Raw genomic sequence first — 13,127 nt, 5'->3', positions numbered from 1 at the left:
GTTCTAAATTATCATTACAAAAAAACTGTATATTTACAAATGTTATTAAAATTTCTAAACTACGCGCTTTAAAATAAACCTGCGTTGTAGTTTTCATGACTCCGTCTAAACTAGTCCCTGATGCCACTGTTCCCAAAAATCAAACTAGCTGTACCATAACCCGAAATTCAGAACAAAAAACAGAAAGCTCACAAAAAAATAGACTGATTATTTCGATCTCTATACTCATCCTAGCTTTACTCGCTGTGATCATGATAGGAGGATTTATAGCCGCCCTATTCTCTCCTAAAGGAATATATATTGGCATCGCTGCCCTAATCTCCCTTCTCATTGGCATCATCCTATTTCCTTTAATAATCACATGCTCATCCAAACCACCTGTTGCTCATATACGGCCTAGAGATTTAGACCTCTCTAAATTAGATGTACGATACAATCGCTTACTTCATGAAACCATCAAAGAAGATGAGAAAAAATACGCGAAAGAACAAGAAGCAAAACTACAAAGAAGACAAAGAAGAAGTTTGAGAACCCTTCCCCGAAGAAAGCAAGTAGAGGCAAGTTCATCTGATGAAGTACAAAAACCTCGCAGAAGAACATCCTCAGTCTTAAATCTGATTCGTCCTAGAAACTCTTCATCTCCATCTTCTAATTCATCTTCTCTTGATTCGGATGACAGTTCCAGTGATCACAACACTCAACAGCCTATTGTACTACCTAAACCTGTGTTCCCTAAAAAATATGAAAATTACATGCATTGTATAGATTAAATTAAAAATAAAAATTCACCACACTCTCTGGCAAGTTCTAGTAGAGTATTTTTACTAGATTGGTTTATTCTATTCCTTTTCCCGAACACTTTCTCCTAAATTTATGAGCTGTAGAGAATTAGTTATTTTAGGTTGTTCCAGTCAACAACCGACGCGAACTCGCAATCAAGGAGCCTACTTATTTCGATGGAATAACGAAGGTTTGCTTTTTGATCCCGGCGAAGGAACACAAAGACAATTCATTTTTGCTAATATTGCTCCTACTGTTGTCTCTAGGATCTTTATTAGTCATTTTCATGGTGATCATTGTCTAGGTTTAGGCTCTATGCTGATGAGATTAAACTTGGATAAGGTTACCCATCCCATACATTGTTATTATCCAGCTTCGGGGAAAAAGTATTTCGATAGATTACGCTACGGCACGATTTATCACGAGACTATCAATGTTATTGAACATCCTATAGATAAAGAAGGGATTGTTGAGGATTTTGGAAATTTCCGTATCGAAGCGCGTAAACTCAATCATCTTGTTGATACTTTAGGATGGCGAATCACCGAACCCGACACGGTAAAATTCATTCCAGAAAAGATCAAGGCTGCGGGATTACGTGGTCCTATTATGCAAGATCTTCTTCGTAATGAACAAGTCACAGTAAACGGGAAAACCCTATATCTCAAAGACCTAAGCTATATTAGAAAGGGTGATAGCATTGCTGTTATCGCAGATACGCTTCCCTGCCCATCCATTGTAGACTTAGCTAAAAATGCAAGAATTATGTTGTGTGAAAGTACTTATCTTGAAGAGCATCGCCATTTAGCAGAAAGTCACTACCACATGACAGCCAAGCAAGCAGCTACCCAAGCCTTAGCTGCTGGAGCACAACAGCTCGTGCTTACACACTTTTCTGCACGCTACTTAAATTCTAAAGAGTTTGAAATAGAAGCGGGGAAAATTTTCCCTAATGTTACTGCAGCTGAAGAATTCCGTAGTTATCCCTTCCCTAAAAACCCTTCTTCTAAATAAATCCCTATATAAAGGATACTGCAGAAAAAGTGTTTAGGAACATTATGGTCTCAGCTTTTTATGCTTTTCTTGATTATCTAAAAAATATAAAAACTGCTTCCCCTCATACGTTAAGAAATTATTGTATCGATTTAAATGATTTTAAAAACTTTTTAGAAAAACATGGTGAGCTCACCCCATCCCCTCCCATCTGTTTAGTCACAAAAGAAAGACAGGAAGCTGAGCTTCCTTTTTCTCTACTAACAAAAGATGCTGTGCGTCTCTACATTTTAAAACTCATGCAAGAAAACAAAGCAAAACGCACAATCAAACGTCGACTTTCAGCAATTAAAAGCTTCTCACAGTATTGTGTGAAACATCGTATTCTTCCTGAAGATCCTACCGAAACAATTCAAGGACCTAGATTACCTAAAGAACTGCCTTCACCTATCACTTATGAGCAAGTAGAAATACTCATGGCAACTCCGGATCTATCGAAATATACAGGATTTCGTGATCGTTGCTTATTAGAATTATTCTATAGCTCAGGATTACGTATCAGCGAAATTGTTGCTATAAACCACTGGGATATTGACTTCACCTCCCATCTCATTCGCATCCGAGGGAAAGGAAAAAAAGAACGTCTTGTTCCTATGACTCCTCATGCAGCACAATGGCTACAACAATACCTCACTCATCCTGCGAGAACAGGCATTGAAAAAGATTCACAAGCAATTTTTTTAAATCGTTTTGGGAAAAGATTAACGACTCGCTCTATTGATAGAAAATTTCAAAAATATCTTCGCCAGTCGGGTTTATCAGGGAATATTACCCCCCATACCATCCGCCATACAATTGCTACGCATTGGCTAGAGAACGGCATGGATTTAAAAACCATTCAAGCTCTGCTCGGTCATAGTTCTTTAGAAACCACAACTATTTATACTCATGTATCTATGAAGCTTAAAAAGCAAACACATGATGAGTCCCACCCCCATAGCTAAACCTTAGGCAAACCTCTTGTGCTCTAAGCTCCTCTTTGTTATGCTATGCGCTATGAGCATTGTACTTGACAAAATTGGCAAAACCTTAGGCACACGTGTACTGTTCGACGACGTGTCTGTCGTCTTTAACCCTGGCAATCGCTATGGACTAACAGGACCCAATGGTGCAGGAAAGTCTACCTTACTAAAAATTATCACAGGCTGTGTAGAACCTACTCGTGGCTCTATTTCTTTACCTAAGAAAGTAGGTATTCTACGCCAAAATATAGATAGCTTTGGTGATGTTTCCGTTTTAGACTGCGTAATCATGGGTAACGCACGGTTGTGGGATGCTTTGCAAAAAAGAGATGCTTTGTATCTTGAAGAGTTCACTGATGCTATTGGCATTAAACTCGGTGAAATGGAAGAAATCATTGGCGAAGAAAATGGTTACCGAGCGGAATCTGAGGCTGAAGAACTACTTACAGGAATTGGAATTCCAGAAGCATTATTTAACAATAAAATGTCCACGATTCCTATAGACCTACAGTTTCGTGTGCTTTTATGTCAGTCTTTGTTTGGTCATCCTGAAGCTCTTCTTCTTGACGAGCCTACCAACCACCTGGATATTCACTCTATCAACTGGCTAGGGAATTTCTTAAAGGATTATGATGGGACTGTGATTGTTGTTAGCCATGACAGGCACTTTTTAAATACCATCACTACCCATATTGCTGATATTGATTATGACACTGTCATTATCTATCCTGGAAATTACGATGCTATGGTAGAAATGAAAACAGCTTCTCGAGATCAAGAGAAAGCAGATATCAAATCCAAAGAAAAGAAAATAGCCCAGCTTAAAGAATTTGTGGCTAAATTTGGAGCGGGCTCTCGAGCAAGTCAAGTACAATCACGCTTACGAGAAATTAAAAAGCTCCAGCCTCAAGAATTAAAGAAATCAAATATTCAGCGTCCTTACATACGTTTCCCTTTATCAGAAAAAGCTTCTGGTAAGATTGTCTTTTCTCTAGAAGGTATTACCAAAAGTTATAATGACGAAGCTCACCTATTCCAACCTTTCTCTTTAGAGATATATCAAGGAGATAAGTTAGGAATTATTGGGAACAACGGCCTTGGGAAAACGACATTAATGAAACTGTTAGCTGGTGTAGAGTCCCCTACTCAAGGATCTATAAAAACTGGTCATCAAGTTGCTTATTCCTATTTTCCTCAAAATCACTCTGACGTCTTAAAAGATTGTGGAGATGAAACGCTATTCGAATGGTTACGTAATCGTAAAACGGGAATTAACGATCAAGAGATCCGTAGCGTTTTAGGGAAGATGTTATTTGGTGGCGATGACGCTTTCAAGAAGATCAAGGCTCTATCCGGAGGAGAAACAGCTCGTTTGCTTATGGCTGGGATGATGTTGGAAAACCACAACACACTTATTCTTGACGAAGCCAATAACCATTTAGATTTAGAGTCTGTTTCTGCACTCGCTTGGGCTATCAATGATTACAAAGGGACATCCATATTTGTTTCTCATGACAGAACCCTCATCGAAGAATGCGCAACGAAATTATTGATTTTTGAAAAAGGTAAGATTACTTTCTTTGACGGGACAATGGCGGACTACACAAGCAGTAGAAAGCTATAGCCTAAGGAATGTAAGTCTAGGATATATTTTATTGAGGGCGTATGGAACCAAAGCTCATCCTGGGTTCTTCTTCTCCACGAAGAAAATCGATACTAGAATACTTTCGTATTCCTTTTACCTGTATCTCCTCAAATTTTGAAGAACATTTGGTTCCTTATCATGGTGATCCTATAGCGTATTCTCGCGAATTGGCTGTAGGTAAAGCCGAGTCTATAGTGAAGGATCATCATCCTGAAGGTCTTATTCTTACTGCGGATACCGTTGTGGTGTATGAAGGGAAAATTTTCAATAAGCCGGGTTCTTATGATGAGGCTATTGAAATGTTAAAAACATTAAGTGGTCAAACCCATTCCGTAATTACCAGTATAGCGCTTCTGCAAGATAAGAAATTAGTCACTGGAGAAGAGACCACATGGGTAACATTTACCCAACTACCCGAAGCGTACTTGGGAAGGTATGTCAAAGCATTTTCTACCCTAGATAAATGTGGAGGCTACAGTATTCAAGAAGGTGGTGGCTTGATTATTCATAATATCCAAGGATGTGCATATAATGTCCAAGGTCTTCCGATTAAAACACTGAAACACCTCTTGTTGGAGTTTAACGTTAACTTATGGGATTATCTCGTTTAATCATACCCCTAGGACTATGTTTAAGTTTTCCTAGTTTGGTTTTTAGTAGTTTTCCTGATCCTGTAAGTCATAAGATCCTTTATACGAGCCAAAAATCTGTAGAACAAGCTCTTACCGCCTATCTAGACACCTTAGAAACGCAAGGAAACCATGATTTTGCGTTATTAAGAAAAATCTCTGAGAACTGTTTAAAACAGGGATTACGCTCTGATGATCCCTACATTCGAAAAAGCACCATTATTGGCGCGGGTATTGTAGGTTCTGCAGAAGCATTTGAGATTCTCTCGCAAGCAATGGAAACCAACGATCCTTTACAACAATTGTTGGTATTATCAGCGTTATCTTCACATTTAGGGAAAAGCTCTGATGAACTTTTATTCAAAGCTCTAGCCTCGGCCTATCCTGTAATTCGTTTAGAAGCTGCTTACCGCTTGGCGGGATTAAAAAATATTAAAGTCATCGATCATCTCCAATCTTTTATTTATAAGCTTCCTGAAGAAATCCAATGTCTCTCGGCTGCTATTTTCCTAAGATTAGAAACTGAAGAAGCGGATACGTATATCCGTCAGTTACTCTCTTCAACAAAAAGTACGACAAGAAGCTATGCAGCTCTGTTGATAGGAGAATACCAACAAAAACGGTTCTTACCAACACTACGGCATTTATTAACCAGCGCTTCCCCTTTAGATCGTGAAGCTGCCGTATATGCTTTAGGAATGTTAAAAGATGGTCAAAGTTATAACGCTATAAAAAAGCTTTCAGAGAAACCCGATCCCGATTTATCTTTAGCCTCGGCTCAAGCGTTACTTGCTATTGGTAAAGAAGAGGATGCGCTTCCTATTTTCGAAAAGCAGATACAAGAAGAACACCCTAGAGCTTTATACACAGCACGATTACTCTCTAAAGAGATAGGGATTCCTTTAGTACTTCCTGTATTTTTACATACTAAAAACAGCGAAGCAAAGTTAAATGCTGCTCTAGCTTTGATACATTTAGGCTGCGATCATCCAGAACTTCTTGCATACATTACAGAATGGTTAGTTCAGCGACAATATAACCGAGCATTAGTGCCTACATTTTCCAAAGGTCGTGCGACACAAGGGTGGAAATGCCAAGCAGTAATCCTCCCTCAAAATCCTACAGAACGTGCTAAAGCCTTATCTGCTATTCAACATGCTGAAGAGCAGATCCTTGTTTCTCTTTTACAACTACCTAAAGAGGCGTATCTTCCTTATATAGAGAAAATACTCTTAAGTCAGAAAACAGCGCTGGCTTCTAAAGCCATCTCTTTTTTAGCACATTCTTCTCATCAACAAGCTTTAGATATCCTTTCACGAGCATCCCAACTTCCTGGAGAGCCTGTAATCCGTGCTTATGCCGATTTAGCATTATACAACTTGACTAAAGACCCTGAGAAAAAATTATCCCTACATCGTTATGCTCAGGAGCTCATCCAAGAAACGTTATTGTTTATTGATACAGAAGATAAGCAACCCCACCCTGATTCTCCTTATCTTCGTTATCAAATTACTCCAGAAATACGTGCAAAACTCATGTTAGATATTCTTGAAACTCTTGTGGTATCCAAGACACATGAGGATATTCGTTTACTTATTCAGCTAATGACACAAACAAAAGCAAAAAATTGTCATATCTTAGCTGGGTTATTGATGAAAATGATAGAATAGTGAAGACATATGAAACGTTGTTTCCCCTATTTCCTTCTATCAGCACTACTGTCGTGTTCATTTTCTTCAGAGGCGTTAACTCATAAAGAAGCTGCAAAGAAAAAAGTATCCTATCTGAGCCATTTTAAAGGGCTATCTGGAACTTTAGATATCGAAGATGGCGTCCTCAATATTCATAATAATCTGCGCATACAGGCAAATCGTGCCTACGTAGACAATGTTCCCGAACGTGGCATGAAATTAATTGCTCATGGAAATGTCATGGTCAATTACCGAGGAAAGACATTAGTTTGCGACTACTTGGAATACTACGAAGATACGGATTCATGTCTTTTGACCAATGGGAGATTTGCAATGTATCCTTGGTTTTTGGGCGGGTCTATGATGACGTTGACTCCAGAAACTTTAATTATCCACAAAGGATACATCTCCACATCGGAAGGTCCTAAAAAACATATTTGTCTTTCGGGAGACTACTTAGAATACTCTTCAGACAGTGTACTTTCTATAGGGAAAACCACATTCAGTATTTGTAATGTTCCTTTATTATTCCTCCCGAAATTTTCTATTATGCCCATGGAAATTCCGAAACCTCCGATTAATTTCCGCGGAGGTACGGGAGGATTTTTAGGTTCTTATTTAGGGGTGAGCTACTCACCTATTTCTAAAAAGCATTTTCTATCTACATTTTTTTTAGATAGCTTTTTCAAGCATGGCATAGGTGTTGGCTATAACATGCACTTTTCACAAAAAGAGAAACCTGAAAATGTCTTTAATATGAAAAGTTACTATGCCCACCGCTTAGCGATTGATATGGCAGAACCTCGAGATCGCTACCGCTTCCATGGAAATTTTTCTCTAGCACATAAACAGACCAAGTTATCCGGGGAGTATCATTTAAGCGACAGCTGGGAAACGGTTGCTGACATTTTTCCAAATAATTTCTCTTTAAAAAATACTGGTCCTACACAAGTGCGCCTTACCTGGCATGATGCGCTATTAGACGGCCAACTCTCTTCTTCTGTGAAGGTAAATCCGTTCCAGAATGTGAATCAAGAACTTCCCTATCTTTCTTTGAAGCAACACCCTGTGAATATTAAAAATACAGGGATTTTCATTGAGAATCTGTTTGAATGTGGCTATTTAAACTTTGCTTTTAGCAATAACATTGCTGGCTCCAATTTTTCTTCACTGAGAGCTGCGGCCTCTCCTAAAGTATACCGTGTGATTCCCCTACTTATAGGGACACTAACCCCCACGGTATCAGCATCAGCGATTTATTACGGCAACGTCCCCAACACCTCCCAACGTCATTGCCAAGCTTCTGCGCAAATAAATTTAGATTATCGTTTTTCAGCATATAAGAATTACCTACACACCAAGCATATTGTAGAGCCTTTTATTTCATTTACATCGGCAACACATCCATTAGCAAAGAACCACGAGCACTATATCTTTTCTATCAATGATGCTTTCTCTTCTCTACATTTATGTAAGATAGGTATTGAATCCTTTATATTAAATCGTGTTTCTCCTAGTGCTCCACGCGCTTCCGCCAAAATTTGGACAACACAAATTTTTAAAAATACATTTGCAAGATCGACATTTCCCAAAACAGCATGCGTGATTTCCTTACCTTTAGATCGTAAGAATACCCTATCTCTAGATGCTGAATGGATATGGAAAAAACATTGCTGGGATCATATGAATCTGCTTTGGCAATGGGTAGGAAGTGATAATATCGGTTTAACTTTAGAATTCCTGCATAGAAGCAAGTACAGCCTTCTTAAATGTGATAAGGAAAACTATATTCTAGATGTGAGTCGCTCTCCTGAAGAACTTTTTAATTCTCCTTTATCAGATCGTCGGAATCTCATTTTAGGGAAGGTCTTTGTTCGTCCGCATCCCTGTTGGAATTATCATCTGACGCTACGATATGGCTGGCATAGAACCGAGGCACCTAACTATCTCGAATATCAAATGGTTTTAGGAACCAAAATCTTTGAGCACTGGCAGCTATACTCGGTATACGAGAAAAGAGAAGCGGATAACCGCTTCTTCTTTTACCTCAAACTCGATAAGCCAAAACATCCAAGTAATCAGTAATCTTTTACTCAAATGGTTAAGGCTTCTTTTGAACTTGAAGAAATCAATAAGACAAGCAAGCTTTAGACAATACAATACGACTAAGAAGCTTTATCTGTTAAATGATTATTATAACGACGGCGAATTTTCTCTAAGGTAGACTTGAACTTCTTATAATCCTTAGGCTCTTCCATCTTATCAATGTATAAAACTCCATTGAGATGGTCATTTTCATGCATGATAATACGCGCAGGAAACCCTTCTAAATGTTCCGTGAATTCTTGACCGTCGAGGTTGATTGCTTTTACGGTAATGCTACGCGGGCGGTAAACATCAGCTCGCAACCCAGGAATCGATAAACATCCTTCCCTACCTAAAACAAGATCCTCAGAAACATCAGAAAGTACAGGATTAATATACACCTTGGGGAAGTCACAAAAAATCAGATCCCCATCTTCTGTTTCTCCCTCAACACACATAACAAAAAGTCTTACGCTTTCCCCTACTTGAGGAGCTGCTAAACCTACCCCCTTATGAGCTACCATAGTCTCATACATATCTTGAGCCAACTGACGAATCTCATCAGTAATGTCAAGAATAGCATCAGCCTCTCTACGTAACGTAGGGCTACCGTAATATTCTAATTCTCTAATCATGATTTATCACCCCGCAGATTCGCTACGCATGTGCCTCTTCTATTGAATGAAAGGGACAGACTGTAGGCAATGGCGAAGGGTTCTCCATCTCTTTTTGAACTTTTTCTACTGAAAATATTGTAGAGCCAGGTAGTAGACCATAGAGACAAAATATATAAAAGACTTTTTTCATAAGATAGTGACTGTTTTAATTTTACTTCCTAAAAATAGATAATGTGCTTTAGGTAAAAGTCGATAACCTCTAGCGAAGCTTTCTATTCGCTAGAGATTTCTTCTCCATCTGAAGAAACTTGTTCTAGAACATGTACAGGAGGTTCTTGAGAATTTTTCCCCAAGTATGTTGTCGCAAAAGATAGAAACAAACAACTAAAGCAGAAAACTACTGCCAACCAAGCAGTGACTTTCTTTAAAATATCCGGGGTAGATACACCAAAAACGGAATCTCCTGAATCCACGCCAAAAGAAGAACCGAGTCCCATACTCTTGCTTTCTTGAATCAAAATCAGTCCGCAAAGAATTACGCACAAAAGAAGAAAGATAAATAAAAACGAATAAAACAAGGCGGTCACAATGCTTCTCCTAAATCAAAAAACCTATCTGAGGTGAATTCCTAGCCCTTTAATTCATTAGGATCTTAAAAATTTCTTTCTAAGCCAGTGTCTCTATAAACTGTAAAAATCCCTAAAAAGGCCCTGGAAATATTCTCGTATAAAACTAAATTAATCACCATATTGAAAAACATTTTATTGATTTGGAACACTGTTCTCAAACAAAACCTTGGTGTAAATTCTATGAAAATATTTCACACAACATGGCCAAAAAGCTAATATAATTTTTACTAGCTAACGATGAAAATTCGCGACAACATCGGCAAAAACTTTAGGATCTAAGGAAGCGCCTCCTACTAACAACCCGTCTACATCAGGACAACGAGCAAATCCTTCAGCATTATCTGCCTTTACAGATCCCCCATAAAGAATGGAAATCTCCTCAGCTTTCTCTTTGGAAAATATATTCGCAAGCACCTCTCGACAAAAGGCATGTGCCTCTTGCACATCAACCGCTGAAGCTACTTTACCCGTACCAATTGCCCATACGGGTTCATAAGCAATGATTACAGAGGCAGTTTCCGGAAGTTGCGCAAGCCCCAACATCAACTGGTTAGATAACATAGCTTCCGTCGCGCCTTTTTCTCTAACTTCTAGAGTTTCTCCGATACACAGAACGGGAATAATGCCTTCACGAGCTGCGGCACCAACCTTAAGCGCAATGGTCGTATCTTCTTCATGAAAAATATGACGGCATTCGGAGTGACCTAAAAGTACAAAATTGACATCAAATTCTTTGAGCATAGGCAAGGAAATTTCACCTGTAAAGGCTCCCGAGGTATCCTGATGGACATTTTGCGCTCCCAGCCACAGAGGACTGTGAAAAGACTTTATAGATTCACAGCAAGCATGTAACGCTGTGAATGCGGGGGTGATACCCACACGAGATACAGAAGCAACTTCTTCAAGGAGAGGGCAGAAAACAGACAAATAATCTTTAGCCTCTTTAGCTGTCTTATGCATTTTCCAATTACCGAAAATATAACGCTTACGTTCCATCTACGTCCTCTATTTGTTAGCTCGTTCATCTCCCACTATAGACATGATTTCACGATTCTTGCTAGTTTTTTACTAGGAAGGTGCTTTATTTTAAAATAATAGAACTTGAAACCTTTCTGTATTCTAGGGCATGGCAACTTCATCTCCTCCTCAAGCGGTAACGACTCTTACCGAGTCTATAAAAAATCTACTCGAGTCAAATTTTTGCCATATTGTGGTTAAAGGAGAATTAAGTAACGTCTCTTTACAGCCGAGCGGGCATCTCTATTTTGGTATTAAAGATAGTAAATCTTTTTTAAACGGTGCTTTTTTTCATTTTAAAAGTAAGTATTTTGACCGTCGCCCTAAAGATGGCGACTCGGTGATCATTCACGGGAAACTGACTGTTTATGCACCGAGAGGTCAATACCAAATCGTAGCCCACGCCTTAGTTTATGCTGGGGAAGGTGATCTCTTACAAAAATTCGAAGAAACTAAGAAGCGTCTTGCAGCCGAAGGGTACTTCTCTATAGAAAAAAAACAACCCCTTCCGAGAATTCCAAAATGTATTGGCGTGATTACCAGCCCAACAGGAGCCGTAATTCAAGACATTTTACGTATTCTTTCTCGTCGTTGTTATCAGTATAAGGTCCTAATTTATCCTGTGACAGTACAAGGAGCTACAGCAGCAAAAGAAATATCTCAAGCGATTGAAGTAATGAATAGAGATAAGCTTGTTGATGTTCTTGTCATAGCTCGCGGTGGTGGCAGTATTGAAGATCTTTGGGCTTTTAACGAAGAAATCATTGTCAAGGCCATAGATGCCAGCACAATCCCTATTATTTCTGCTGTTGGACATGAAACAGATTATACATTATGTGATTTTGCTGCTGACGTGCGTGCGCCCACCCCTTCAGCTGCTGCAGAAATTGTCTGTCAAAGTAGTCAAGAACAAATTCAAATATTTAAAAGTCATTTACGCTATTTGAATGCTCATGCACAGCAACTGCTTGCAGGGAAAGCAAAGCAAATTCAGCAATGGAAGCGGTACTTAGATCACGTAGATTTTTTCCGTCCTCCCCATCAATCTTTAGACTATCTTCGTGTCTCTATAGAACGGTCAATACAAACAAAACTTTCACAAAGCAAGCAACGCTATATGCAATATACGCGCTGGTTGCAAAGTGATATTTTACAACGTATGACGTACCGTCTCCAAGATCTTTGGAAAATGATCAATCTCGCTTTCCAAAATCGTTTGCTGGCTTTAAAACACCACTGTGTGCATATTAAAAAAAATCTTGTTATTCACAACACGCAGCAGTATAGGCAGAGATTCGATCCTTGTAGAGATCAAATTCACAGAGCTTTATCTCAGCGTTTAGGATATTTTCAGCAATCTTTAGCTCACAAGCAAACGTTATTAAAACATTTTACAACCAAAATTAATCAATTATTTATAAAAGAAACATCTGCCCTTAACCTCTTAAAAAGACGGTTAAATAAAGCTTTCGTTTATACAGTATGCGAACGTAGGGAGCATTTTTTATACGCTAAAGAAAATCTCTTCCTTTCCCTAAACCATCTTGTGGAAAGACATCGAGCAAAATACCACACTGTTTCCAAACAGTTAATTTCATTAAATCCTAAAAATGTTTTAAAACGCGGGTATGCTATGCTCTTTGACTTTAATGAAAATTCGGCTATCATTTCGGCCAAAAGTTTACATAAACATAGTTGTGTAAGGGTAAGACTACAGGATGGAGAAGCCACTCTTACTGTGACGGATGTTCAGAACTTTGAAACTCAAGAGTTTTAAACTATGGAAGAAATTCCCTTTGAAAAGGCTATGGAAAGGTTAGAAGAGATCGTAGATCTCATGAATCAACCTTCGACATCTTTAGATGCTTCTTTAAAATTTTATGAAGAAGCAGATGCCCTAATGCGTATATGTGAATCACGGATCCGTAAAGCGGAAGAGCGTGTACGTGAGTTGTCTGAAAAACGAAATGAAGATTTTCTTTCAGAAGAAGAGTCTTTCGTACACTAACTGTAGAGAGA

The 13,127-nt window shown here is 38.7% G+C and carries 12 protein-coding genes; 9 read left to right on the top strand and 3 right to left on the bottom strand.

Annotation, left to right across the window (positions count from 1 at the left end; genetic code table 11):
• The first annotated feature begins 95 nt into the window (after positions 1–95).
• From FI836_RS04350 to FI836_RS04320, 7 genes are all read left to right on the top strand, one after another.
• Complete coding sequence (locus tag FI836_RS04350; protein WP_014943767.1) at positions 96–770, top strand: IncA family protein; 675 nt, start codon at positions 96–98, stop codon at positions 768–770.
• Positions 771–873: 103 nt separating this feature from the next.
• The gene (locus tag FI836_RS04345) at positions 874–1,794 is read left to right on the top strand and encodes a ribonuclease Z (protein ID WP_006342998.1); all 921 of its coding nucleotides are present in this window, start codon (positions 874–876) and stop codon (positions 1,792–1,794) included.
• 44 nt (positions 1,795–1,838) lie between these two features.
• Complete coding sequence (locus FI836_RS04340) at positions 1,839–2,777, top strand: tyrosine recombinase XerC (protein WP_006342997.1); 939 nt, start codon at positions 1,839–1,841, stop codon at positions 2,775–2,777.
• Between the two features lie 52 nt (positions 2,778–2,829).
• Positions 2,830–4,419, top strand: a complete 1,590-nt coding sequence (locus tag FI836_RS04335; RefSeq protein ID WP_006342996.1) for an ABC-F family ATP-binding cassette domain-containing protein — start codon at positions 2,830–2,832, stop codon at positions 4,417–4,419.
• 41 nt (positions 4,420–4,460) lie between these two features.
• Entirely contained in the window at positions 4,461–5,051 is a 591-nt protein-coding gene (locus tag FI836_RS04330; protein ID WP_006342995.1) for a Maf-like protein, read from the top strand.
• Positions 5,033–6,739 (top strand): HEAT repeat domain-containing protein, encoded by a 1,707-nt coding sequence (locus FI836_RS04325; RefSeq protein ID WP_014943766.1) that lies wholly within the window; start codon positions 5,033–5,035, stop codon positions 6,737–6,739. Before FI836_RS04330 ends, FI836_RS04325 begins: the two co-directional genes overlap by 19 nt.
• Positions 6,740–6,748: 9 nt before the next feature.
• Positions 6,749–8,845 carry a CT351 family outer membrane beta-barrel protein gene (locus FI836_RS04320; protein ID WP_014943765.1) on the top strand — a complete coding sequence of 699 codons (2,097 nt, stop codon included), beginning with the start codon at positions 6,749–6,751 and terminating at the stop codon, positions 8,843–8,845.
• An 80-nt stretch (positions 8,846–8,925) separates the two neighbouring features.
• Here FI836_RS04320 and def read toward each other — a convergent pair whose 3' ends face one another.
• From def to tpiA, 3 genes are all read right to left on the bottom strand, one after another.
• Positions 8,926–9,480 carry a peptide deformylase gene (gene def / locus FI836_RS04315; protein ID WP_006342992.1) on the bottom strand — a complete coding sequence of 185 codons (555 nt, stop codon included), beginning with the start codon at positions 9,478–9,480 and terminating at the stop codon, positions 8,926–8,928.
• A 254-nt stretch (positions 9,481–9,734) separates the two neighbouring features.
• On the bottom strand, positions 9,735–10,049 hold the full coding sequence (secG, locus tag FI836_RS04310; protein ID WP_006343955.1) for a preprotein translocase subunit SecG: 315 nt from the start codon (positions 10,047–10,049) through the stop codon (positions 9,735–9,737).
• A 273-nt stretch (positions 10,050–10,322) separates the two neighbouring features.
• Positions 10,323–11,087, bottom strand: coding sequence for a triose-phosphate isomerase (gene tpiA, locus FI836_RS04305; RefSeq protein WP_014943764.1), 765 nt, complete (start codon positions 11,085–11,087; stop codon positions 10,323–10,325).
• Between the two features lie 130 nt (positions 11,088–11,217).
• On the opposite strand from tpiA, the gene xseA reads away from it, so the two are divergent.
• Together xseA and FI836_RS04295 are read left to right on the top strand one after the other, a co-directional pair.
• The gene (xseA, locus tag FI836_RS04300) at positions 11,218–12,885 is read left to right on the top strand and encodes an exodeoxyribonuclease VII large subunit (RefSeq protein WP_006342989.1); all 1,668 of its coding nucleotides are present in this window, start codon (positions 11,218–11,220) and stop codon (positions 12,883–12,885) included.
• A gap of 3 nt (positions 12,886–12,888) precedes the next feature.
• Positions 12,889–13,116, top strand: a complete 228-nt coding sequence (locus FI836_RS04295; RefSeq protein WP_006343952.1) for an exodeoxyribonuclease VII small subunit — start codon at positions 12,889–12,891, stop codon at positions 13,114–13,116.
• Positions 13,117–13,127 lie beyond the last annotated feature (11 nt).

It is taken from the genome of Chlamydophila parapsittaci (assembly GCF_006385615.1).
Lineage (GTDB): Bacteria > Chlamydiota > Chlamydiia > Chlamydiales > Chlamydiaceae > Chlamydia > Chlamydia psittaci.
The sequence above is the reverse complement of the archived record's forward strand: the minus strand, read 5'-3'. Positions and strand labels throughout refer to the sequence as shown.

Bases quoted from the DNA above. Each gene is read 5' to 3' on its own strand.
- FI836_RS04350 (WP_014943767.1), top strand. From the start codon at position 96: ATGACTCCGTCTAAACTAGTCCCTGATGCCACTGTTCCCAAAAATCAA.
- FI836_RS04345 (WP_006342998.1), top strand. From the start codon at position 874: ATGAGCTGTAGAGAATTAGTTATTTTAGGTTGTTCCAGTCAACAACCG.
- FI836_RS04340 (WP_006342997.1), top strand. From the start codon at position 1,839: ATGGTCTCAGCTTTTTATGCTTTTCTTGATTATCTAAAAAATATAAAA.
- FI836_RS04335 (WP_006342996.1), top strand. From the start codon at position 2,830: ATGAGCATTGTACTTGACAAAATTGGCAAAACCTTAGGCACACGTGTA.
- FI836_RS04330 (WP_006342995.1), top strand. From the start codon at position 4,461: ATGGAACCAAAGCTCATCCTGGGTTCTTCTTCTCCACGAAGAAAATCG.
- FI836_RS04325 (WP_014943766.1), top strand. From the start codon at position 5,033: ATGGGATTATCTCGTTTAATCATACCCCTAGGACTATGTTTAAGTTTT.
- FI836_RS04320 (WP_014943765.1), top strand. From the start codon at position 6,749: ATGAAACGTTGTTTCCCCTATTTCCTTCTATCAGCACTACTGTCGTGT.
- def (WP_006342992.1), bottom strand. From the start codon at position 9,480: ATGATTAGAGAATTAGAATATTACGGTAGCCCTACGTTACGTAGAGAG.
- tpiA (WP_014943764.1), bottom strand. From the start codon at position 11,087: ATGGAACGTAAGCGTTATATTTTCGGTAATTGGAAAATGCATAAGACA.
- xseA (WP_006342989.1), top strand. From the start codon at position 11,218: ATGGCAACTTCATCTCCTCCTCAAGCGGTAACGACTCTTACCGAGTCT.
- FI836_RS04295 (WP_006343952.1), top strand. From the start codon at position 12,889: ATGGAAGAAATTCCCTTTGAAAAGGCTATGGAAAGGTTAGAAGAGATC.